Annotated in this window: 21 protein-coding genes and 1 pseudogene; 13 read left to right on the forward strand and 9 right to left on the reverse strand. The window is 74.0% G+C overall.

The genetic code is table 11. The features are described from left to right. Together ACIGAQ_RS05305 and ACIGAQ_RS05310 are read left to right on the forward strand one after the other, a co-directional pair. On the forward strand, positions 1–645 hold the full coding sequence (locus ACIGAQ_RS05305) for a phosphoribosyltransferase family protein (protein ID WP_311684474.1): 645 nt from the start codon (positions 1–3) through the stop codon (positions 643–645). An 84-nt stretch (positions 646–729) separates the two neighbouring features. After that, positions 730–1,725 (forward strand): TerC family protein, encoded by a 996-nt coding sequence (locus ACIGAQ_RS05310; RefSeq protein WP_399779287.1) that lies wholly within the window; start codon positions 730–732, stop codon positions 1,723–1,725. Between the two features lie 16 nt (positions 1,726–1,741). Here the strand turns inward: ACIGAQ_RS05310 and ACIGAQ_RS05315 are convergent, their stop codons facing one another. Together ACIGAQ_RS05315 and ACIGAQ_RS05320 are read right to left on the reverse strand one after the other, a co-directional pair. Beyond that, complete coding sequence (locus tag ACIGAQ_RS05315) at positions 1,742–2,932, reverse strand: CaiB/BaiF CoA transferase family protein (protein WP_399779289.1); 1,191 nt, start codon at positions 2,930–2,932, stop codon at positions 1,742–1,744. A 110-nt stretch (positions 2,933–3,042) separates the two neighbouring features. Then, positions 3,043–3,243 (reverse strand): annotated as a pseudogene (locus tag ACIGAQ_RS05320) (hypothetical protein); the annotation flags it as partial. A gap of 115 nt (positions 3,244–3,358) precedes the next feature. Here ACIGAQ_RS05320 and ACIGAQ_RS05325 point away from each other — a divergent pair. Further along, entirely contained in the window at positions 3,359–4,264 is a 906-nt protein-coding gene (locus tag ACIGAQ_RS05325) for a LysR family transcriptional regulator (RefSeq protein ID WP_399779291.1), read from the forward strand. 212 nt (positions 4,265–4,476) lie between these two features. On the opposite strand, the gene ACIGAQ_RS05330 is transcribed toward ACIGAQ_RS05325, so the two are convergent. Beyond that, a complete protein-coding gene (locus tag ACIGAQ_RS05330) occupies positions 4,477–5,055 on the reverse strand; it encodes a TetR/AcrR family transcriptional regulator (protein ID WP_399779293.1) in 579 nt (192 codons plus the stop codon). A 239-nt stretch (positions 5,056–5,294) separates the two neighbouring features. Here ACIGAQ_RS05330 and ACIGAQ_RS05335 point away from each other — a divergent pair, with 239 nt between their 5' ends. The 4 genes from ACIGAQ_RS05335 to ACIGAQ_RS05350 are packed head-to-tail and all read left to right on the forward strand — an operon-like array spanning position 5,295 to position 10,222. Further along, positions 5,295–5,837, forward strand: a complete 543-nt coding sequence (locus ACIGAQ_RS05335; RefSeq protein ID WP_311684484.1) for a 2Fe-2S iron-sulfur cluster-binding protein — start codon at positions 5,295–5,297, stop codon at positions 5,835–5,837. Continuing rightward, positions 5,834–6,826, forward strand: a complete 993-nt coding sequence (locus ACIGAQ_RS05340; protein ID WP_311684486.1) for a xanthine dehydrogenase family protein subunit M — start codon at positions 5,834–5,836, stop codon at positions 6,824–6,826. The genes ACIGAQ_RS05335 and ACIGAQ_RS05340 overlap by 4 nt, the downstream gene beginning before the upstream one ends. Next, the gene (locus ACIGAQ_RS05345) at positions 6,823–8,937 is read left to right on the forward strand and encodes a xanthine dehydrogenase family protein molybdopterin-binding subunit (RefSeq protein ID WP_399779296.1); all 2,115 of its coding nucleotides are present in this window, start codon (positions 6,823–6,825) and stop codon (positions 8,935–8,937) included. The genes ACIGAQ_RS05340 and ACIGAQ_RS05345 overlap by 4 nt, the downstream gene beginning before the upstream one ends. Further along, positions 8,930–10,222 (forward strand): XdhC family protein, encoded by a 1,293-nt coding sequence (locus tag ACIGAQ_RS05350; RefSeq protein ID WP_399779298.1) that lies wholly within the window; start codon positions 8,930–8,932, stop codon positions 10,220–10,222. The genes ACIGAQ_RS05345 and ACIGAQ_RS05350 overlap by 8 nt, the downstream gene beginning before the upstream one ends. 249 nt (positions 10,223–10,471) lie before the next feature. Here the strand turns inward: ACIGAQ_RS05350 and ACIGAQ_RS05355 are convergent, their stop codons facing one another. After that, the gene (locus tag ACIGAQ_RS05355; protein WP_094053340.1) at positions 10,472–11,035 is read right to left on the reverse strand and encodes an NAD(P)H-dependent oxidoreductase; all 564 of its coding nucleotides are present in this window, start codon (positions 11,033–11,035) and stop codon (positions 10,472–10,474) included. Between the two features lie 129 nt (positions 11,036–11,164). Here ACIGAQ_RS05355 and ACIGAQ_RS05360 point away from each other — a divergent pair, with 129 nt between their 5' ends. The 3 genes from ACIGAQ_RS05360 to ACIGAQ_RS05370 all read left to right on the forward strand — a co-directional run bounded on the left by ACIGAQ_RS05360 (position 11,165) and on the right by ACIGAQ_RS05370 (position 14,639). After that, complete coding sequence (locus ACIGAQ_RS05360) at positions 11,165–11,833, forward strand: TetR/AcrR family transcriptional regulator (protein WP_399779300.1); 669 nt, start codon at positions 11,165–11,167, stop codon at positions 11,831–11,833. Positions 11,834–11,923: 90 nt separating this feature from the next. Further along, positions 11,924–12,961: a LacI family DNA-binding transcriptional regulator gene (locus ACIGAQ_RS05365; protein WP_311684493.1), complete on the forward strand. Its 1,038-nt coding sequence runs from the start codon at positions 11,924–11,926 to the stop codon at positions 12,959–12,961. A gap of 241 nt (positions 12,962–13,202) precedes the next feature. After that, positions 13,203–14,639, forward strand: coding sequence for an aldehyde dehydrogenase family protein (locus tag ACIGAQ_RS05370; protein ID WP_399779302.1), 1,437 nt, complete (start codon positions 13,203–13,205; stop codon positions 14,637–14,639). Between the two features lie 40 nt (positions 14,640–14,679). Here ACIGAQ_RS05370 and trxA read toward each other — a convergent pair whose 3' ends face one another. Beyond that, a complete protein-coding gene (gene trxA / locus ACIGAQ_RS05375) occupies positions 14,680–15,069 on the reverse strand; it encodes a thioredoxin (RefSeq protein ID WP_383332308.1) in 390 nt (129 codons plus the stop codon). A 118-nt stretch (positions 15,070–15,187) separates the two neighbouring features. Here trxA and ACIGAQ_RS05380 point away from each other — a divergent pair, with 118 nt between their 5' ends. Continuing rightward, a complete protein-coding gene (locus ACIGAQ_RS05380) occupies positions 15,188–16,618 on the forward strand; it encodes a dihydrolipoyl dehydrogenase family protein (protein ID WP_399779304.1) in 1,431 nt (476 codons plus the stop codon). A gap of 116 nt (positions 16,619–16,734) precedes the next feature. Here the strand turns inward: ACIGAQ_RS05380 and ACIGAQ_RS05385 are convergent, their stop codons facing one another. Further along, positions 16,735–17,379 (reverse strand): peptide deformylase, encoded by a 645-nt coding sequence (locus ACIGAQ_RS05385; protein ID WP_399779306.1) that lies wholly within the window; start codon positions 17,377–17,379, stop codon positions 16,735–16,737. Positions 17,380–17,511: 132 nt separating this feature from the next. Between ACIGAQ_RS05385 and ACIGAQ_RS05390 the strand changes: the two genes are divergently transcribed. Beyond that, complete coding sequence (locus tag ACIGAQ_RS05390) at positions 17,512–18,918, forward strand: PepSY-associated TM helix domain-containing protein (RefSeq protein WP_399779308.1); 1,407 nt, start codon at positions 17,512–17,514, stop codon at positions 18,916–18,918. 72 nt (positions 18,919–18,990) lie between these two features. Here ACIGAQ_RS05390 and ACIGAQ_RS05395 read toward each other — a convergent pair whose 3' ends face one another. Genes ACIGAQ_RS05395 through ACIGAQ_RS05405 form a run of 3 tightly spaced genes read right to left on the reverse strand, consistent with a single transcriptional unit; the run spans position 18,991 to position 20,338 of the window. Beyond that, on the reverse strand, positions 18,991–19,350 hold the full coding sequence (locus tag ACIGAQ_RS05395; protein WP_311684504.1) for a tetratricopeptide repeat protein: 360 nt from the start codon (positions 19,348–19,350) through the stop codon (positions 18,991–18,993). A gap of 50 nt (positions 19,351–19,400) precedes the next feature. After that, positions 19,401–19,859: a MarR family winged helix-turn-helix transcriptional regulator gene (locus ACIGAQ_RS05400; RefSeq protein WP_362284799.1), complete on the reverse strand. Its 459-nt coding sequence runs from the start codon at positions 19,857–19,859 to the stop codon at positions 19,401–19,403. Continuing rightward, positions 19,856–20,338, reverse strand: a complete 483-nt coding sequence (locus ACIGAQ_RS05405; RefSeq protein ID WP_362284796.1) for a MarR family transcriptional regulator — start codon at positions 20,336–20,338, stop codon at positions 19,856–19,858. Before ACIGAQ_RS05405 ends, ACIGAQ_RS05400 begins: the two co-directional genes overlap by 4 nt. Before the next feature lie 138 nt (positions 20,339–20,476). Between ACIGAQ_RS05405 and ACIGAQ_RS05410 the strand changes: the two genes are divergently transcribed. Beyond that, positions 20,477–21,442, forward strand: a complete 966-nt coding sequence (locus ACIGAQ_RS05410; RefSeq protein ID WP_311684507.1) for a pirin family protein — start codon at positions 20,477–20,479, stop codon at positions 21,440–21,442. Positions 21,443–21,508: the final 66 nt, after the last annotated feature.

The raw sequence follows: 21,508 nt of genomic DNA on the forward strand, positions 1-21,508 counted from the left end.
ATGCGGTTCCGTGATCGCCGGCAGGCCGGCGGGGAACTGGCCGAAACACTGCGCACCCGGCAGCGCGAGGGAGGCCTGCCGGATCCCGTCGTCCTGGCGCTGCCCCGCGGCGGCGTCGCCGTGGCGCGCGAGGTCGCAGCGGCCCTGCGCGCGCCGCTCGACGTACTCGTCGTGCGCAAGATCGGCGCGCCCTTCCAGGAGGAGCTCGGCGTCGGCGCGATGGCGGGGGACGAGGTGCCCCTCCTCGACGAGGACGCCCTGCGTCACCTCGGCATCGGCGAGGCCGCCCTGGCCCCCGTCATCGAGCGGGAACGCGTGGAACTGCGCCGCCGCGAGCGGCTGTACCGGCAGGGCCGCCCCGCGCCCGACCTGCGGGGACGGACCGTGATCGTCGTAGACGACGGCCTCGCGACCGGCTCCACGGCCCGGGCCGCGCTGCGCTTCGTGCGCCGTCGGGAGCCCGGACGCGTCGTCCTGGCCGCGCCGGTGTGCTCGACGGAGGCGGCCCGGCTGATGCGCGCCGAGGCGGACGAGGTGGTCTGCCTGCACGTGCCGGCCGCGTTCATGGCCGTCGGCCTGTGGTACGAGGACTTCGGGCAGCTGACGGACCAGGACGTCCTGGAGGCGCTCCACGTGCCTCTTTGACCAGGTGTTCACCCGGCCGCAGTGGCGGAAATCAGCCGTCGGGAATCACGATGGGCCCACCCCCACCCGTACCAGGAGTGACCCGTGAACGTCTCGCTCTCCGTCTGGCTGCTGACGGTGGCCGCCCTCTGCGTGCTCGTCGCCGTCGACTTCTTCATCGGCCGCAAGCCGCACGACGTGTCCCTGAAGGAAGCCGGCACCTGGACGGTGGTGTGGATCGTGCTGGCCGGGCTGTTCGGACTGGGGCTGTGGTACTTCGGCGGGAGCGGGCCCGCCGGCGAGTTCTTCGCCGGGTACATCACCGAGAAGTCGCTGAGCGTCGACAACCTCTTCGTCTTCGTCCTGATCATGGCGAAGTTCGCGGTGCCCTCGCAGTACCAGCAGCGGGTGCTGATGGTCGGCGTCGTGATGGCGCTGGTGCTGCGGGCCGGGTTCATCGCGGCCGGTGCGGCGATCATCTCCGCCTTCTCCTGGGTGTTCTACCTCTTCGGCGCGTTCCTGATCTGGACCGCCTGGAAGCTGGTCCAGGACGCCCGCAAGGAGGAGCACGAGGAGGAGTACCAGGAGAACAAGCTGCTGAAGGCGGCGGAGCGGCGCTTCGGCGTCGCGGACCGCTACCACGGCACCAAGCTGTTCATCACCGAGAACGGCAAGCGGGTCATGACCCCGATGCTGGTCGTGATGCTCGCGATCGGCTCCACCGACGTGCTGTTCGCCCTCGACTCCATCCCCGCCATCTACGGCCTGACCCAGGACCCGTACATCGTCTTCACCGCCAACGCCTTCGCCCTGATGGGCCTGCGCCAGCTGTACTTCCTCATCGGCGGCCTGCTGAAGAGGCTGGTCCACCTCTCCTACGGCCTGTCGGTCATCCTGGGCTTCATCGGCGTGAAACTGGTGCTGCACGCCCTGCACGAGTCGGGCGTCCACGTCCCGGAGATCGGCATCCCCTTCTCGCTCGGCTTCATCGTGCTGGTCCTGACCGTCACCACGATCACCAGCCTGCGGGCCTCGGCGAAGCGGGAGGCGGAGCAGCGGGATCCCGAGGAGTCGGCACGGGGCGCCGCCGACTCCCGGTGAACCGGCTCCGTCCCCGTCAGACCACGCCGTCCGCGCGCAGCGCCGCCACCTCCTCATCGGTGCGGCCCAGCTCGGCCAGGATCGCTGCGGTGTGCTCGCCCACGGCCGGTACGGGGTCCATGCGCGCGGGCAGGCCCGCCAGGTCGGCCGGCGGGAGCAGGGCCTCCACCGTGCCGCCGGGCACGCCGATCTCGGTCCGGCGGCCACGGGCCGTGAGCACGGGGTGGTCCAGGAACGCGGCGACGTCGTTGACCCCGGCGCAGGCGATGCCGATCCGCTCCAGGTCCTTGAGGACGTCGTCGGACGAGGAGAGGGCGAAGCGGCCGGCCACGACCGTGTCGAGCTTCTCGCGGTGGGCGACGCGGTCGGAGGCGGTGGCGAAGCGCGGATCGTTGACGAGTTCGGGCCGGCCGAGGAACTCGGTGCACAGCGCCTCCCACTCCCGCTCGTTCTGGATGGAGAACAGCACCTCCTTGCCGTCGGCGGCCGGGTAGGTCCCGTAGGGCGCGATGGTGGCGTGGGAGGTGCCCAGGCGCGGGGGCTGGGTGCCGCCGTACCGGGTGTAGTAGGCGGGCTGGCCCATCCACTCCGCGAGCGCCTCGAACAGCGACACCTCCACGGGGTGCGCCTCTCCCGTGACGGCGCGGGTGTACAGGGCCGTGAGGATGCCGCTGTACGCGTACATGCCCCCGGCGATGTCGGCGACGGAGATCCCCGTCCGGGCCGTGGCGTCCGGGGTACCCGTGAGGGACACCAGCCCGGTCTGGCACTGCACGAGCAGGTCGTAGGCCTTGCGGTCGGCCCAGGGGCCGGTCGTGCCCCAGCCGCTGATCGTGCACGGGATCAGCTGGGGGCGCCGGCTCGTGACGGTGGCGGCGTCCAGGCCGAGGCGGCCGGCGGCGCCCGGGGCGAGGTTCTGCACGAACACGTCGGCGCCGTCGAGCAGGTCGTGCAGGATCTCGCGGCCGCGCGGGTCCTTGAGGTCCAGCGTGAGGGACTCCTTGGAGCGGTTGATCCACACGAAATAGCTGGAGTGGCCGTGCACGGTGGTGTCGTAGCGGCGGGCGAAGTCACCACCGCCGGGGCGTTCCACCTTGATCACCCGGGCGCCGAGGTCGGCGAGCTGCCGGGTGGCGTAGGGCGCGGCCACCGCCTGCTCCAGGCTGACCACCGTGACCCCGGACAGGGGATACCGCTGCACACTCATGCCTCTGGCTCCTGATCCTCGTACGGGAGGGCGCCCCGACAGTGTCCCCCAGGGGGAGGGAGCCGGGGCGGGCCGCCCGGTGAGGTCCGCTGGCCACCCGTCCGGGCGGGCGCCGGTGCGGGCGCCGGCCGGCCGCGGGAGACGACGCGTGTGCCGTCGCCGTCGACGACCCGGACCTGCAGCGAGCCGCATCCGCAGCGCGTCCACTCCGTGCGGCCCGCCGCGGTCGCGTGCCGCGACAGCACCCGGAACGGCTCACTCCGGTCCGGCCTGCCGCAGTGCGGGCAGAGGGTGCCGGTGGTGCTGGTCATGACTGGACTCCTCGTGTACCGGGGGTGGTTGACCGTCGCGACACCCCCAGCGTGCGCCGGATGTCCGTTCACGTCCAGGTTGACTTCGCGCAGCGCATTGTGAAGCGTGGACTTCATGATTGACCTGCGCCGGCTGCATGTCCTCAGGGCGGTCGCCCACTACGGCACGGTCACCGCGGCCGCCCGTGCCCTGCACTTCACCCCCTCCGCCGCCTCCCAGCAGATCCGTCAACTCGCCCGCGACCTGGGCGTCGACCTGCTGGAGCCACAGGGGCGCGGAGTGCGGCTCACCTCCGCCGCGGAGAGTCTGCTGGCACACGCGGACGCCATCCAGGCCCGCTGGGACCAGGCGGAACTCGACCTGCGGGCCGACCACGGGGCGCCCTCCGGGGTGCTGCGCGTGACCGGCTTCCCGGTGGCCGTCTCGGTGCTGCTGGCGCCGATGGCGGCGACGCTGGGGGAGCGGCATCCGCGGCTGTCCGTCCGGATCACCGAGGCGGTCGTGCCGGAGAGCTTCGACCTGCTCTTCGAGGGCGAATCCGACCTGGCCGTCGTCGAGTCGACCCCGCGCAACCCGCCGCTGAGCGACACGCGGTTCGACCAACGGCCGCTGCTGGACGACCCGTTCGACCTGGTCGTCCACGAGGAGCACCGGCTGGCGGGGCGGCGCCGGGCCGACCTCGCCGAGGCCGCGCTGGAGCAGTGGATCGCGCCGGTGGCGCAGAGCCCCTGCCGCGCGCAGGTCCTGTCCGCCTGCGGCGCGGCCGGTTTCACGCCCGAGGTCGTGCACCACGCGCACGACTGGAATGTCACCGCCCACCTCGTCGCCCACCGGCTGGGCGTCGCCCTCGTCCCGCGCCTGGCCGACCTGCCGCCGCACCTGCCCCTCGTCCGGGTGCGCCTGACCGGCGACCCCCACCGCACGCTCCTCACCTGCACGAGAAGCGGCGGCCACACCCGCCCGGCGGTCGAGGTGGCCCTGCGCGAACTACGCGAAACGGCCCCGACGAGGGTCGCCTGACGGCCCCGACGTCCCCTCGCCCCTCGGGGTACGGCGGTGCGACGCGAACGCTTCGCGCCGTGGCCGGGGGCGACGGGGCGAACGCTTCGCACACGGCCGGGGGCGACGGGGCGAGCGCTTGGCACCGGGGTCGGGGGCGACGGGGCGAGCGCTTGGCACCGGGGTCGGCAGCTGGTCGACGGCGCCCCGGGGCACCGGACGCCCGCCGTCGCTCACCCCCCTGGCGCTCCCACCCTCAGCGCGTCCATGACCAGGTCAAGAAGGCGGGTCGCGCGGGGCTGCCAGTCGTCGTGGGGGTCGATCGTCCAGAGGCCGCCGATGGCGAGGAAGAGGTCGTCCGCGGTGATGCCGGGGCGGATGCTGCCGGCCCGCTCGGCGGCGCGCAGCAGCATCTCCGCCGCCTCGGTCACCGGAGCGTGTCCCGGCTTCTCCGGCTTCCCCGGCGCGCTGGTGGCCTGCCGGATCGCGTCGGCCAGGCCCGCCTTGGTCATGGCGAACCGGGCCAGGCGGTCCATCCACTCGCGCAGTGCCCCGTCCGGCTCCCGGGACTCCAGCAGTCGCGCCGCCGACTCGGCGACCTGCCGCATCTCGTGGCGGTAGATCTCCAGGACGAGCGCCTCACGGCTCGGGAAGTGACGGTAGAACGTCCCCTGGCCGACCCCCGCCTTCTTCGCGATGGCGCTCAGCGGCGCGTCCGCCGAGCGCGTCAGCTCGACCACGGCCACCTCCAGGATGCGCTCGCGGTTGCGCTGCGCGTCCGAGCGCAAGGGAGCGTCCTTCCGCTGCCGCACTCGCCCTCCTCGCGATCGGTGGCCGAAACCCGTCCTTGTTAAGCGGACAGTTGTCCGTTACGTTTCCGGGTAACGGACAACTGTCCGCTTGTCTCATCGTACCGGCGTGCCCTCCCCGCGGACACCCCGTACCGGCCCCGTCACGGCCGGTCCGCCCCCGCATCCTGCCCGGCCGGGAACCGGCACCGCCACCCGTACGCCCTCCCGCCTGACCTCGCGATGTGAGAAAGAAGGCTTCCATGCCCCCATCGACGTCCAGCGACCTCACCCTGTCCGTCAACGGCGAGAAGTACACGCTGACCGTCGACCACCGCACCACCCTGCTCGACGCGCTGCGCGAACGACTGGACCTGACCGGCACCAAGAAGGGCTGTGACCAGGGGCAGTGCGGTGCCTGCACCGTCCTGGTCGACGGCCGCCGCAGCGTGGCCTGCCTGCAACTGGCCGTCGCGGCCGAGGGACGCGAGATCACCACCATCGAGGGCGTGGCCGACGGCGACCGGCTGCACCCGGTGCAGCAGGCGTTCCTCGACCTGGACGGCTTCCAGTGCGGCTACTGCACGCCGGGACAGATCTGTTCGGCCATCGCCGTGATCGAGGAGCACGCGGCCGGCTGGCCCAGCGCGGCCACCGGCGACGTACGGCCCGAAGCCGGGCCGCCCGCACTCACCCCCGAGGAGATACGGGAACGGATGAGCGGAAACCTGTGCCGCTGCGGCGCGTACGTGTCGATCGTCCAGGCCGTCGCCCGCGCGGCCGAGTCCGAGGGAGCGGCCGCATGAGGGAGTTCGGCTACCGGCGCGCCCACGACGTCTCCGGCGCCGTCGCGCTGCTCGACGGCGACCCCGAGGCCCGCTTCCTGGGCGGCGGCACCAACCTGGTCGACCTGATGAAGACCGGCGTCGAACGGCCCGCCCTCCTCGTCGACGTCCGGGAACTGCCCCTGGACCGCGTCGAGCCGGCCGCGGACGGCGGCCTGCGCATCGGGGCCACCGTCACCAACAGCGACCTGGCCGCCCACCCGGAGGTCCGGCGCCGCTACCCCGCTCTGGCGCAGGCCGTGCTGGCCGGCGCCTCCGGGCAGCTGCGCAACATGGCCACCGTCGGCGGCAACCTGCTCCAGCGCACCCGCTGCGGCTACTTCACCGACGTCAGCTCGCCCTGCAACAAGCGCGACCCGGGCAGCGGCTGCCCCGCCCTGACCGGCGAGCACCACAACCACGCCGTCCTGGGCGCCTCCGACCACTGCGTGGCGACCCACCCCTCCGACATGGGCGTGGCCCTGGCCGCCTTCGACGCCGTCGTGTCGTACGAGACGGCGGACGGTCCGGGCGAGGTGGCGCTGGCCGACTTCTACCTGCCGGTGGGGGAGACCCCGCACCGGGAGACCGTCCTGCCGCCGGGCGCGCTGATCACCGGCGTGACCCTGCCGCCCGTCCCGACGGCGGCCAACTCCCGCTACCGCAAGGTGCGCGAGCGGGCCTCGTACGCCTTCGCCATCGGGTCCGTCGCCGCCGCCCTCGACGTGCGCGACGGCCTCGTGCACGACGTGCGCCTGGCCTTCGGCGCCGTCGCCTCCCGCCCCTGGCGGGCCCGCGCGGCCGAGCGCGCGCTGACCGGCACCCCGGCGAGCGCCGAGAACTTCGCGGCGGCCGCGGACGCCGAACTGGCGGCCGCCAGGCCCCTGCCCCACAACGGATACAAGGTGACCCTGATGCGCAACCTCGTCGTGGCCGTCCTGAGCGAACTCGCCGAGGAGGCCGCCCGATGACCACCGCCACCAGGGGAGCCGTCGGCACCGCGCACACCCGCGTGGAAGGCCGCGACAAGGTGACCGGAGCGGCCCGCTACGCCGGTGAGATCCCCTTCGCCGACCTCGCCCACGGCTGGCTCGTGCTGTCCACCGTCGCCCGCGGCCGGGTCCGCTCCGTGGACACCGAGGCCGTCCTCGCGATGCCCGGTGTCCTCACCGTTCTGCACCACCACAACGCCCCGCGCGTCACCACCGACTACGTCGGCCTGCTCGGCGTCCCGCCGGACCCGACCGTCGCCCTCTTCCAGAACGACCGGGTGGCCCACCGCGGCTGGCCCGTTGCGCTGGTCGTCGCCGAGACGTCCGAGCAGGCGCGGGAGGCCGCCGAGGCCCTCGTCGTCCACTACGACCAGGAACCGCACGACGTCGCCTTCTCCGCCGAGCGCGACGCCGAGGCCTACGCGGCCGACGGGCACCTGCCTGCCGTGGTGGAGAAGGGCGACCTGGAGGCCGGGCTCGCGGCGTCCGCCGTCGTGGTGGACGAGCGGTACACCACGCCCGAGGAGCACCACAACCCGATGGAGCCGCACGCGGCGACCGCCCGCTGGGAGGGCGGCCGGCTGGAGCTCGTCGACTCCAACCAGGGCACCAACTGGGTCGCCGGTGAACTCGCCGGCCTGTTCTCCCTCGACCCGGCCTCCGTGCGGGTGCGTTCCGAGCACGTCGGCGGCGGCTTCGGCAGCAAGGGCGTCCGCGCCCACCAGGTGGCCGCCGTGATGGCGGCGACGGTGCTGCAGCGCCCCGTGCGGGTGGTGATGACCCGCCGGCAGATGTTCTCGCTCGCCGGCTACCGCAGCCCCACGGCGCAGCGGGTCCGGCTCGGCGCCGAGCCGGACGGGCGGCTGCGGGTGCTGGAGCACCGGTCGCTCAACCTCACCTCGGCCGTGTACGAGTTCGTCGAACCGAGCGCGGCGGCCGGACGGTCGATGTACGCGGCCGACGCCCATCACACGGCCAGCCGCGTGGTGCGGCTCGACGTGCCGTCGCCGACGTGGATGCGCGCTCCCGGCGAGGCCCCGGGCTCCTTCGCGCTGGAGTCGGCGCTCGACGAGCTCGCCGAGAGGCTCGGCCTCGACCCGATCGAGCTGCGCGTGCGCAACGAACCCGCGGTGGGACCGGTTTCCGGGCTGCCCTTCGGCAGCCGCAACCTGATCGCCTGCTTCCGGGAGGGCGCCCGCAGGTTCGGCTGGGCCGGACGCGACCCGAGGCCCGGAGTGCGCCGCGAGGGGCGCTGGCTGCTCGGCACGGGCACCGCGGCCGCCTCCTTCCCGACCACGGCCATGCCGTCCACCGCGGCCGTCACCGCCGAGGCCGACGGCACCTACACCGTGCGGATCAACGCGGCGGACATCGGCACCGGCGCCCGCACCGCGCTCACCCTGGTCGCCGCCGACGCCCTGGAGGTGCCCACGGACCGGATCCGGGTCCGGATCGGCGACAGCGACCTCGGGCCGGCGATCATCGCCGGCGGCTCCATGGGCACCCGCTCCTGGGCGTGGGCCGTCACGGCCGCCGCCGACGAACTGCGCCGGAGCCTCGTGCCGGGCGCCGACATCCCGCCCGAGGGCGTCACCGCGCGGTCGAACACGGCCGAGGCCGTCGGCGCCCTGGCACAGAAGGAACGGCACGCGTTCGGAGCACAGTTCGCCGAGGTCGCCGTGGACCCGGCCACCGGCGAGGTGCGCGTCCGCCGCATGCTGGGCGTCTTCGCGGCCGGCCGCATCGTCAACCCGCTGACCGCCCGCAACCAACTGGTCGGCGGCATGGTCTGGGGCCTGTCCATGGCGCTGCACGAGGAGGCCGTCCGGGACCGGGCCAGTGGTGGCCTGTACGGCGCCGACCTCGCGGGCTACCACGTCGCCGCGCACGCCGACGTCCCGCACATCGAGGCCGACTGGGTCGACGACCCCGACCCGGACGACCCGGTCGGCATCAAGGGCATCGGCGAGGTCGGCATCGTCGGAGCCGCGGCGGCGGTCGCCAACGCGGTGTGGCACGCGACCGGCGTCCGCCACCGGAATCTGCCGATCCGGCCCGACCGCGTCCTGCTGGCGGGCGGCGATGCTTGATCTCGCCGGCCGGCTGCGGGAATGGATCGAGGCGGGCCGGGAGTTCGCCGTCGCCACGGTCGTCGCCGTCGGCGGCAGCGCCCCGCGCCCTCCGGGCGCCGCGCTGGCCGTCTCCGGCGACGGCACCGCGATCGGCTCGGTCTCCGGGGGCTGTGTGGAGGGCGCGGTGTACGAGCTGTGCGTCCAGGCCCTCGACGACGGCGAGACGCGGGTGGAGCGGTTCGGCTACAGCGACGAGGACGCCTTCGCGGTGGGCCTGACCTGCGGCGGAACGATCGACGTCATGATCACCCCGTTCGCGGCGGGGCACCCGGGTCAGACGCCCACGGCGCGGCGCCCGGGGGAGACGCCGGGGCGGGCGGCCGGGGCGGCCGACGGGAGTACGCGGGGGGCGGCTGGGGAGTCCTCAACGGCGTCGGGGCCCTCGGGGCCCTCGGGGGTCTCGGGGGTCTCGGGGGCCACGGGGCGAGCCGCCGCCTCGTTCGCCGCCGTGTCGGCCGCCGACCGCGGTGAGCCGGTGGCGCTGGCCCGTGTGGTCCGCGGTCCGGCGGAGCTGCTCGGCGGGGCGCTGCTGGTACGTCCGGACGGCACGCACGAGGGCGGTCTCGGCGGCGACCCCGCCCTGGACCGCACCGCCGTCGCCGAGGCCCGTGCCCTGCTGGACACCGGCCGCACCGGCACGGTCGAGCTCTCCGAGGACGGGTCGCACTGCCCGGGCGGCCTCACCCTGCTCGTCGAGTCGGCCGTACCGCCGCCCCGCATGATCGTCTTCGGGGCGATCGACTTCGCGTCGGCGCTGGTCGGCGCGGGCAAGTTCCTCGGCTACCACGTCACGGTCTGCGACGCGCGCCCGGTCTTCGCGACCCGGGCCCGCTTCCCGGACGCCGACGAGATCGTCGTGGACTGGCCCGACCGCTACCTGCGCGGCACGCGGACCGACCGGCGCACGGTGCTGTGCGTGCTCACGCACGACGCCAAGTTCGACGTGCCGCTGCTGAAGGAGGCGCTGCGGCTGCCGGTCGCGTACGTCGGCGCCATGGGCTCGCGCCGTACCCACGAGGACCGCGCCCGGCGGTTGCGTGAGGAGGGCGTCGGCGAGTCCGAGCTGGCCCGGCTGAGGTCCCCGATCGGCCTCGACCTGGGCGCCCGGACGCCCGAGGAGACCGCGGTGTCCATCGCGGCGGAGATCATCGCCGCGCGGCACGGCGGCACGGGCACGCCCCTGACGCACACGGACCGCCCGATCCACGCGGCGGAACGGCAGGCGGTCCCCCAGGCCGGCTAGCGAGGACCGCGGAGAACTGCCGGCGGCCCCGGGCCGGCCCCCTCAGGGGCGCGGGGAACCGCGCGACCGGCTCACGACGGACCCGCACCCGGCGACGCATCAGCACCGCCACGGCGAGGTCCGCACCCCGCATCCCGCAGACACAGCAACGGCATGACCCCCGCGCTCCCCGCCAGGGCCCCGGACATGCCGGAGGGGCCGCGGCCGTCAGCCGGCCGTGGCCCCTCCGTCGCGTCGGACGCGCCCCGCTCAGGCCGCGGCCGGCTCCGTGGCCCGGCCGTGCAGGCGGGCGATCACCTCGGTCAGCTGCGCGGCGACCTCGGCGTCGTCGGACGGGTGCGTCTCGGCGAAGCGGGTCACCGAGCCCGGGATGGACAGCTTGACGTCCTCCAGCACCGTGCCGCCGGCGATGCCGACCGCCTTGCGGGTCTCGTCGTGCGCCCAGACACCGCCGTACTGGCCGAACGCGGTGCCCACCACGGCGACCGGCTTGCCGGTGAGCGCACCCGCGCCGTACGGGCGGGACAGCCAGTCGATGGCGTTCTTCAGCACGGCCGGAATGGTGCCGTTGTACTCCGGCGTGAACAGGATCAGGCCGTCCGCGGCGTTCGCGGCCTCGCGCAGCCGTGCGGCGGCGGCCGGGACGCTGCCCTCGACGTCGATGTCCTCGTTGTAGAAGGGGATCTCGGCGAGCCCTTCGAAGAGGTTCACCTCGGCGCCCTCCGGGGCGAGCTTGACGGCGGCCTCGGCGAGCTGGCGGTTGTGCGAACCGGCGCGCAGGCTGCCGACGAGGGCGAGGATACGAACAGACATGCTGACTCCCACGTAGTGAAAACTGCAGTGAAACACTGCCGTCACGATCCGGACCGAGGTCCGTTTAATGTTCTAGCACCCTAACCGGACCGCGGTCCAGTTTTGTTCCCGATGCTTTACGCTGGCTTCATGTCCACCGTCCCGCCGCCCTTCCCGACGCCCCAGGAGCCCGTCGACCACCCCGAGCTGCTCCAGCTCGGCACCGGCCTGGAGGCGGACGAGCCGTGCCTGCGCGCCGACGCGGCGCGCAACCGCGCCCGCCTGCTGGAGGCCGCCGCGCGGCTGGTCGCGGAGCGCGGCGCCGAGGGCGTCACGATGGAGGCGGTGGCCGCCGCGGCCTGCGTCGGCAAGGGCACGGTCTTCCGCCGCTTCGGCGACCGCACGGGCCTGCTGACGGCGCTGCTCGACCACTCCGAGAAGAAGTTCCAGGCCGCGTTCCTCGGCGGCCCGCCGCCGCTCGGTCCCGGCGCGCCGCCCGTGGAGCGGCTGCGGGCGTTCGGACTCGCGATGCTGCGCCGCTCCACCGACGAACTGGAGCTGCAGCTGGCAGCGGAGCCCGGTGCGAACCGCCGCTACATGTCCCCGGCCCGCCGGGTGCTGCGCCACCACATCGAGGTGCTCCTGCGCCAGGCGGTCCCCGAGGCGGACTGCGAACTGCTCTCCCACACCCTCATGGGCCAGTTGGACCCGGCGCTGGTCCACCACCTGACCAGGCAGTGCGGGCTGCCCCTGAGCCGCCTGGAGGACGCGTGGATCGACCTGGTCGAACGGGTGGCGGGGGCCGGTCGCTCCGGCTAGGCGCGCCCCGTCTGCCGTGAACGCTCACGGCATCCTCACAACTCCCCCGCCGGAAAGGCGCGTTGGGGCTTCTGCCAAGATGCCGTCGTCATGGTGCAGATACCGAACACGCCCGCGCCCCCGTCCCCCGCGTCGTCGCGCTCCGTGCCCACCAGCGCCGATGTGGCCCGCCTGGCCGGCGTCTCGCGCGCGACCGTCTCCTACGTCCTCAACAACACCAGCGCCGTACGGATCAGCGAACCCACCCGCCGCCGCGTCCACGACGCCGCGCGGGAACTCGGGTACGTCCCGCACGCGGCCGCCCGCAGTCTGCGCGCCGGGCACAGCCGCATGGTCCTGATCCCCGCGCCGACCTTCCCCGTCGGCCCGCTCTACAGCCGCTTCCTCACCGACCTCCAGGGGGCCCTCGCCACCCTGGACTACACGGTCGTGCAGTACGGCACCGGGGGCCCGAACGGAGACGAGGCCGCCCGCGCCTGGGCCGAACTGCGGCCTGTCGCCGTGCTCGTCCCCGGCTCCGGACTCGGCCCGCGCGGGGTCGCGGTGCTCAAGCGCTCCGGGGCCCGGGCCGTGGTCACCCTCGGCCCCGAGACCATCGAGGGAGCGCACGCCCTGCTCATGGACCACGACGCCGTCGGCCACAGCGCGGGCGCCCACCTCTACGACCGCGGCCGCCGCCGGATCGGCGTGGTCGTCCCGCAGGAACCCGGCCTCGACGCGTTCTCCGCGCCCCGGCTCGACGGAGTCCGCCAGTCCGTGCGGGGCACCGACGCCACGGTCACCGCGCTGCCCCTCGCCTACGACGAACAGGCCGCCGCCCGCCTCGCCGCCCGCTGGCGCACCCTCGGCCTGGACGCCGTGTTCACCTACAACGACGAGTACGCGATGCTGCTGATGCGTGCGCTGCAGGACGAGGGCGTGCGCGTCCCCGAGGAGACCGCCGTGATCGGCGCGGACGACCTGATGCTGGGCCGGCTGCTGCGGCCGCGCCTGAGCACCGTCCACCTGGAGCTGCCCTCGGGCCGGGAACTGGCCGAGCTCGTCGACCGCGCGGTGCGCAACCCCGGTACGCAGCCCGAGACCCACAAGGCGCTGGGCGCGACGGTGGTGCAGCGGGAGTCCAGCTGAGCCGGTGCGACGCTCCGGCGGGCGACCGGTGACCGGGTTTTCGTGACAGGGCACGGCTAAGATGTTGCATGCTCAACAAACGCTGCATGCTCAACAAGACGAGGGCGTGTGCGCACGCCGAACGCGGCACACCCGGCCGCGGCCGGCCGGCGCGCCCCGCCCCGTGACCGCCGAACCGGCCGCGCACGTACGGGACGTCCGCCCACCCGTCAGCCGGTGACCGATCGATCGGAGAGCCGTCATGCCGTTGCTCGACGCCAGCACCTGGCAGCCCCGCACCCTCACGGGGCCCGGGTACACCGTCACCGAGCCCGCCACCGGACAGGCCCTCGGCAGCCTCGCCCTGGCCCGCCCCGAGGACGTCGAGGCGGCCGCCGCGAGGGCCGCCGAGGCCCAGCGCGCGTGGGCGCGCACCCCGCACTTCGCCCGGGCCGCCGTGCTCCGCAAGGCGGGTGACCTGTTCGCCGAGCACGCCGCCGAACTGCGTGAATGGCTCGTCCGCGAGTCCGGTTCCGTCCCCGGCAAGGCCGACTTCGAACTGCACGTCGCCGCCCAGGAGTGCTACGAGGCCGCGGCCCTCGCCTCCCGCCCGGCCGGCCAGGTGCTCCCCAGCGAGGCGCCGCGGCTGTCGTACACCCGCCGTGTCCCGGCCGGGGTGGTGGGGGTGATCGCCCCGTTCAACGCGCCGCTGATCCTGTCCATCCGGTCCGTCGCGCCCGCGCTGGCCCTGGGCAACGCGGTCCTGCTCAAGCCCGACCCGCGCACGGCCGTCTGCGGCGGCCTGGCCCTGGCCGCGGTGTTCGCCGCCGCGGGCCTGCCGGAGGAGCTGCTGCACGTGCTGCCCGGCGGTCCCGACGCCGGCCAGGCATTGGTCGCCGACCCGCGTGTGCCGGTCATCTCCTTCACCGGCTCCACCGCCGCCGGCCGGGCCGTGGGCGAGGCCGCCGGGCGTCACCTGAAGCGGGCGCACCTGGAACTGGGCGGAAACTCCGCCATGATCGTGCTGGAGGACGCCGACCTCGACGCGGTGATCTCCACCGCCGCCTGGGGCTCGTTCTTCCACCAGGGACAGATCTGCATGACCACCGGACGCCACCTGGTGCACGCGTCCCTGTACGACGAGTACGTCGAGCGGCTGGCCGCCAAGGCGGACTCGCTCGCGGTGGGCGACCCGTACCGGGACCAGGTCCACCTCGGCCCCATCATCGACGCGAACCAGCTCGCCAAGATCAGCGACCTGGTCGACTCCAGCCGGGCCGCGGGCGCCGAGATCGCCGCCGGCGGCACCCACGAGGAGCTGTTCTACCGGCCGACGGTCCTGGCCCACGTCGACGACCGCACCCCGGCCTACACCGAGGAGGTCTTCGGCCCCGTGGCGCCCGTCCGCTCCTTCACCACCGCGGACGAGGCGGCGGCCCTGGCCGCGCAGAGCCCCTACGGGCTGTCCCTGGGCATCGTCACCCGGGACCCGGCCCGCGGCCTGGACCTCGCCGAGCGCATCCCGACCGGCATCGTCCACATCAACGACCAGACCGTGAACGACGAGGCCGTGGCGCCCTTCGGCGGAGTGGCCGCCTCCGGCACCGGCGCCCGCTTCGGCGGCGAGGCCAACCTGGAGGCCTTCACCGAACTGCGCTGGACGACGGTACGCGGAGACGTGGCCCCGTACCCCTTCTAGACACCGCCCGCGCGGGCCCGGGATCCCGTCCCGGCGGCCGTCACTCGGCGGGCTGCTGCGGCTGCTGGGCCTGCTGCTCGGCGATCGCCTTGCGGACCTCGTCCATGTCCAGGTTCCGCGCCTGTCCGATGACGTCCGTCAGAGCGGCCTCGGGCAGCGCGCCCGGCTGGGCGAACACGGCGACCTGGTCGCGCACGATCATCAGCGTCGGGATCGACTGGATGCCGAAGGCCGCGGCCAGTTCCGGCTGCGCCTCGGTGTCCACCTTGCCGAACACCAGGTCCGGGTTCTCCTCCGCCGCCTTCTCGTAGACCGGCGCGAACTGCCTGCACGGCCCGCACCAGGACGCCCAGAAGTCGATCAGGACGAACTCGTTGTCCGTGACCATCTGGTCGAAGTTCTCCTTGGTGAGCTCCACGGTGCTGCTCATGGCGTACATCCCTCTTCCTGGGTGGGGTCAAGCCGTCGGCACAACACGGCCGGCCGGGCACGTATTCCGCGCCCCTACCCGTGTGGCCAGGGCGCACACCACCCACCAGACTGACCCCATGACGGAAACGGAAACCAACACGTACGACGTCGTGGTGCTCGGGGCCGGGCCCGTGGGGGAGAACGTCGCCGACCGCACCCGCGCGGCCGGTCTGACCACCGCGGTCGTGGAGAGCGAGCTGGTCGGCGGCGAGTGCTCGTACTGGGCGTGCATGCCCAGCAAAGCCCTGCTGCGGCCGGTCATCGCCCGCGCGGACGCCCGCCGCGTGCCCGGCCTGAGCCAGGCGGTGCAGGGCCCCCTCGACGCGTCCGCGGTCCTCGCCCACCGCGACTACTACACCTCGAACTGGACCGACGACGGCCAGGTCGGCTGGCTCGACTCCATCGGCGCCGACCTCCACCGCGGCCACGGGCGGCTCACCGGCCCCCGCACGGTGACGGTCACCGGCCCGGACGGCACCGAGCGCGTCCTGACCGCCCAGCACGCCGTGGCGGTCTGCACCGGCAGCCGCGCCGCCCTGCCCGGACTGCCGGGGCTCGACGCCGTCAAGCCGTGGACCAGCCGGGAGGCCACCAGCGCCAAGACCGTGCCCGGCCGGCTCATCGTCGTCGGGGGCGGTGTGGTCGCCACCGAGATGGCCACCGTCTGGCAGGCCCTCGGCTCGCGGGTCACCCTGCTGGTGCGGGGCAAGGGCCTGCTGCCCAGGATGGAGCCCTTCGCCGGGGAGCTGATCGCCGAGGCGCTCACCGAGGCGGGTGCGGACGTCCGCACCGGCACGTCGGTGGAATCGGTGACGCGCGAGAACGGCACGGTCGTGGCCGTCACGGACGGCGGCGACCGCATCGAGGCCGACGAGATCCTCTTCGCCACCGGCCGCGCCCCGCGCACCGACGACATCGGCCTGGAGACGATCGGCCTCGACCCCGGCTCCTGGCTGCCGGTCGACGACAGCCTCCGCGTGACCGGCCACGACTGGCTCTACGCGGTCGGCGACGTCAACCACCGCGCCCTCCTCACCCACCAGGGCAAGTACCAGGCCCGTATCGCGGGCGCCGCCATCGCCGCCCGGGCCGCCGGCGAGGACCTCGCCGCCCAGCCCTGGGGCGCCCACGCGGCCACCGCCGACCACGCGGCCGTGCCCCAGGTCGTCTTCACCGACCCGGAGGCGGCGGCCGTCGGCCTCTCCCTCGCCGAGGCGGAACAGGCCGGGCACCGGGTCAAGGCCGTCGACGTGGGCCTGTCCTCCGTCGCCGGGGCCGGCCTGTACGCCGACGGCTACAAGGGCCGCGCCCGCATGGTCGTCGACGTGGAGGACGAGATCCTGCGTGGCGTGACCCTGGTCGGCCCGGGCGTCGGCGAGCTCATCCACTCCGCGACGATCGCCGTCGCCGGGCAGGTCCCGATCGGTCGCCTGTGGCACGCCGTCCCGTCGTACCCGACGATCAGCGAGGTGTGGCTGCGGCTGCTGGAGGCGTACCGGGACAGCTGAGCCGGCCGGCACTCGGGCCTGACGCGGCGCCCGGACGGCGCGTTCGTCGTAGGGGACGGTGACGATCGCGCCGGGCGGGTCGTCCGCGGCTGCGAGGACCTCGGCGCGGCGCGCCTCTACGGCAGGTCGAAGCCCAGGGCCCGCGCCGCCTCCCGCGGAGTGGGCTGCGCCCAGCGCTCCGCCACCGCCCGGTGGGAGGAGAGCGACCGCGGCTCGGCACGGTCCAGGTACAGGACGCCGTCGAGATGGTCCGTCTCGTGCTGCACGATCCGGGCGGGCCAGCCCGTGACCACCTCGTCCAGCGCCCGCCCCTGCTCGTCCTGCCCGGTCAGCCGCACCGCTGCGGGCCGGGCGACGACGGCCTGCCAGCCCGGCACGCTCAGACAGCCCTCGAAGAACGCGGCCCGCGCCTCACCGGCGGGCGCGTAGGCGGGATTGACCAGCACCCGGAACGGCTGCGGCACCCGCCCGCGCGCCAGCCGCACCTCCTCCGGCACCGGCGCCGGGTCCTCGATCACCGCGATCCGCAGCTCCACCCCCACCTGCGGTGCCGCCAGCCCGACCCCGGGCGCGGCGCGCATCGTCACCCGCAGCGCCTCGACGAACCGGGCCAGCAGCGCGGGCCCCAGCTGACCCTCGTACGGCTCGGTGCCGCGCCGCAGCACCGGATCCCCCGCCGCCACGACGGTCAACGGACCGCCGCCCGCGAGGAGTTCCTCGACCCGCTCGGCCAAGGGTGCGCGATCGCTCGGAGTTCCCATCGCGTCAGCATGACATGGCGTCACCGCCACCGTGTGGCGCACGACACACGCGGCTCCCGGGAACCGGACGTCCCCGCGCTCCGACTACTGCACCGCAACGGCCCAGACGACGTCCCCCGGAGAAGCCCGCCGATGACCACCGCTCCCTCGACCACCACGGACGAGGCCCCGCCACCCGCCACCCCGGCCCCGTCGAAGAGCAGTTGGGCACCCCTGCGCCCGCTGGTCCTCCGCCTGCACTTCTACGCGGGTGTGCTGGTGGCGCCGTTCCTCCTCGTCGCCGCCGTCACCGGCCTGCTGTACGCGGCCTCCTTCCAGGCCGAGAAGATCGTGTACGACCACGAACTCACCGTCCCCGTGGGCCGGGAGAAGCTGCCCGTCAGCGAGCAGGTTGCCGCCGCCCGCGAGGCCCACCCCCAGGGCACGGTCTCCGCCGTACGCCCCTCGCCCGAGGCCGACGCGACGACCCGGGTGCTGCTGTCCGGGGTCCCGGGCGTCGACGAGGACTACACGCTCGCGGTGTTCGTGGACCCGTACACCGCCGAGGTGCGCGGCGCCCTGGAGCAGTACGGCTCGACCGGTGCGCTGCCCCTGCGCACCTGGATCGACAAGTTCCACCGGGACCTGCACCTGGGGGAGACCGGGCGGCTGTACAGCGAACTGGCGGCCAGCTGGCTGTGGGTGATCTCGGCCGGCGGGCTCGTGCTGTGGTTCTCCCGCCGCCGGGCCCGGCGCAAGGTGCGCGGAACCACGGGGCGGCGCCGCACGCTCGGACTGCACGGCAGCGTCGGCGTGTGGGCGGCGGCCGGGTTCTTCTTCCTCTCGGCCACCGGACTGACCTGGTCGGCCTATGCCGGTGCCACCATCGACGAACTGCGCACCTCCCTCGGCCAGGCCACCCCCTCGGTGTCGGCGGCGGGCGGCGACCACGCGGGCCACGGCGCCGCCGCCGGGCAGGCCGGGGACGCCGCGCACGGCGTGGGCCTGGACAAGGTCCTGGCGGCGGCACGCGCCGAGGGCCTCGGCGACCCGGTGGAGATCGTGCCGCCCGCCGACGCGACCTCGGCGTACGTCGTCAAACAGGTGCAGCGAGGCTGGCCCACCAAGCAGGACTCCGTCGCGATCGACCCGGCGAGCGGCGAGGTCACCGACATCCTGCGCTTCGACGACTTCCCCGTGCTCGCGCAGCTCACCCGCTGGGGCATCGACCTGCACACCGGCATCCTGTTCGGCCTCGCCAACCAGATCCTGCTGATGCTGCTCGCCCTCTCACTGATCCTGCTGATCGTCTGGGGCTACCGCATGTGGTGGCAGCGCGGCCGCGGCAGCGCCTTCGGGCGGCCGGTGCCGCGCGGCGCCTGGCAGCACGTGCCGCCGCAGATCCTGGTGCCGCTGCTGGCGGGAGTCGCCGTGCTCGGGTACTTCCTGCCGCTGTTCGGCATCCCCCTGGCCGCCTTCCTCGCGGTCGACATCCTGCTGGGCGAGATCGCCCACCGACGGGGGCGGCGGACGTACGGCACCGGAACCCCCGCGCGGTGAGGCGAGCCGCGCACGCACGGGTGCCCGGCTCCCTTCGTGGGAGCCGGGCACCCGTCGTCGTGTCCGTGCCGGTCAGAGCTCGGTGAAGTCACCCGCGAGCGCGGCGGCGACCCGCAGGTGCGGCTCGGCCTCCTCGTGCCGGCTCTGCCGCTGGAGCGTACGGCCGAGCATCAGCCGGGCGTAGTGCTCGACCGGGTCCTGCTCGACGATCGTCCGCAACTCGGCCTCGGCGCGCCGCAGTTGCGCGGAGTGGTAGTAGGAGCGCGCCAGCAGCAGCCGCGGCCCGGTCTGCTCGGGCACCTCCTCGACCAGCCCCACCAGCACGCGCGCGGCGGCGGCGTAGTCCTGGGCGTCGAAGAACAGCTGCGCGCGCTCCCAGCGCTCCGCCGGAGTTCCGTGGTCGTAGTAGGCCGGCTCGTAGGTCGTGTTCACTGGTGACCTCCTTCGAGGCCGTCAACCGCGCCTGTTGGTTCAATATTCCACTACTTGCCGGGGGTGCCGGACAGGGCCGCGAGCTCGGCGTCGGCCCGCTCGGTGATCAGGCTCAGCACCCGGCCGGCGACGGCCAGGTCCTCCCTCGGGATGCCTTCGTAGATCCGCGCGGAGAAGGGCGCCGTCTCGCCGGACGTCCTGGCGTACAGCTCCCGCCCGGCGTCCGTGATCCGTACGTGCGAGGCCCCTTCCGGGGCGAGCAGGTGCGCGGCGATCAGTTCGTCGATCACGCCGTGCGCCTGCGCCGGGTCGTTCTTGAGCGCGCCGGTGACGCCGTCGGCGAGCCGGTCGCGCCCGAGCGGGCCGTCGGCGACGGCGGCGAGGCGCAGGGTCACGGACTGCTGGAACGTGACGCCGTGCCGGGCCAGCACGGTCTCCAGGACGGCGCGCCCGGCGTAGTGGGCCAGGGCGATGACGCGGGGGTCGAGCAGGGGTGTGCTGGTGGTCATGACTGCTCCGTCTCGTGCTCGCTGAAGGGGTCAAGAGGTGCGTCGAGCAAGGCCGTGAGGTCGCGCATGAACTCCTGCGTCCGCGCGCTGCCGGGACCGCCGAGGGGGTCCAGGAGCTGCCGGAGCAGCCCCTGGACGACGTCGATCGCCCGCCGGGTCACCTCGCTGCCCTGCTCGGTGAGCGCGAGCTGCACCGCGCGCGGGTCACGCGGATCCCGGGTGCGCTCCAGGAGGCCGGCGGTCTCCAGTGCGCGGGCCAGCTTCGACACGTAGAGCGGTTCGAGTCCGGTGTGGTCGGCGAGACGGCGCTGACTGGGACGCTCGCCGGTGCGCTGCATGCCGTACAGCGAGGCGACGAGCGAGTACTGCGCATGGGTCAGACCCAGCGGGGCGACCGCCCGGTCGACGGCCACCCGCCACTTCATGGACAGCCGCCACACCAGGAAGCCGGGCGTCGCGCCTTCGGTACCTCTGCTCATGCAAAAACAGTACATGGCTACTATGTACATGGCTACTGTCTTTTCGCCGCCTCGCCTTCCGGTGAGGCGGCAGGACCGTCACGGCACGGCCGGGTGACGCGCTGACGCGGAGACGTCCGCCGGACTAGGTTGTGCGCCATGAGCAATCTCGAGCGGGAGGCGGCTCCCGCCGTGTGCGGGGGCCGGGGCTTCGTGGTGGCGGAGCCGGTCCGGGAACTCCTCAGCCCCCGGCACGTCAGGCTCGGCGAGTCCAGCGAGGTCCGCCGGCTGCTGCCCAACCTGGGGCGCCGGATGGTCGGCGCCTGGTGCTTCGTCGACCACTACGGCCCCGACGACATCGCCGACGAACCCGGCATGCAGGTGCCCCCGCACCCCCACATGGGCCTGCAGACGGTGAGCTGGCTGCACGAGGGGGAGGTGCTGCACCGCGACTCCACCGGCAGCCTCCAGACGATCCGCCCGCGCGAGCTGGGCCTGATGACCTCGGGCCGGGCGATCAGCCACTCCGAGGAGAGCCCCCGGGCGCACGCCCGCTTCCTGCACGGGGCGCAGCTGTGGGTGGCCCTGCCCGACAGCCACCGCCACACCGAGCCGCGCTTCGAGCACCACGCCGACCTGCCGCTCGTCACCGGAGGCGGTCTCACGGCCACGGTGATCCTCGGCGCCCTGGACGGCGCGACCTCGCCGGGCACGGCCTACACGCCGATCGTCGGCGCCGACCTGGCCCTGACCCGGGGCGCGGACGTACGGCTCCCCCTGGAACCCGACTACGAGTACGCGGTCCTGGCCATGTCCGGCGAGGCCCACGTCGACGGCGTCCCGGTACTGCCCGGTTCGATGCTCTACCTCGGCTGCGGCCGCGACGAGCTGCCCCTGCGGGCGGAGTCGGACGCGGGCCTGATGCTCCTCGGCGGCGAACCGTTCGACGAGGAGCTGATCATGTTCTGGAACTGGATCGGCCGCTCCCAGGAGGAGATCGAGCAGGCGCGGCGGGACTGGATGCAGGGGACGCGGTTCGGTGAGGTGAAGGGCTACGACGGGGCTCCACTGCCCGCCCCCGAACTGCCGGCCACACCGCTCAAGCCCCGGGGACGAGTGCGCTGAGCCGCGGACGGGCGGAGCGCTCGGGAGGCGGGCGGGCTGTACCCGGGCGCGGGCGGTGCGGTGCGT

The organism is Streptomyces sp. NPDC085932 (assembly GCF_044540525.1).
Lineage (GTDB): Bacteria > Actinomycetota > Actinomycetes > Streptomycetales > Streptomycetaceae > Streptomyces > Streptomyces levis.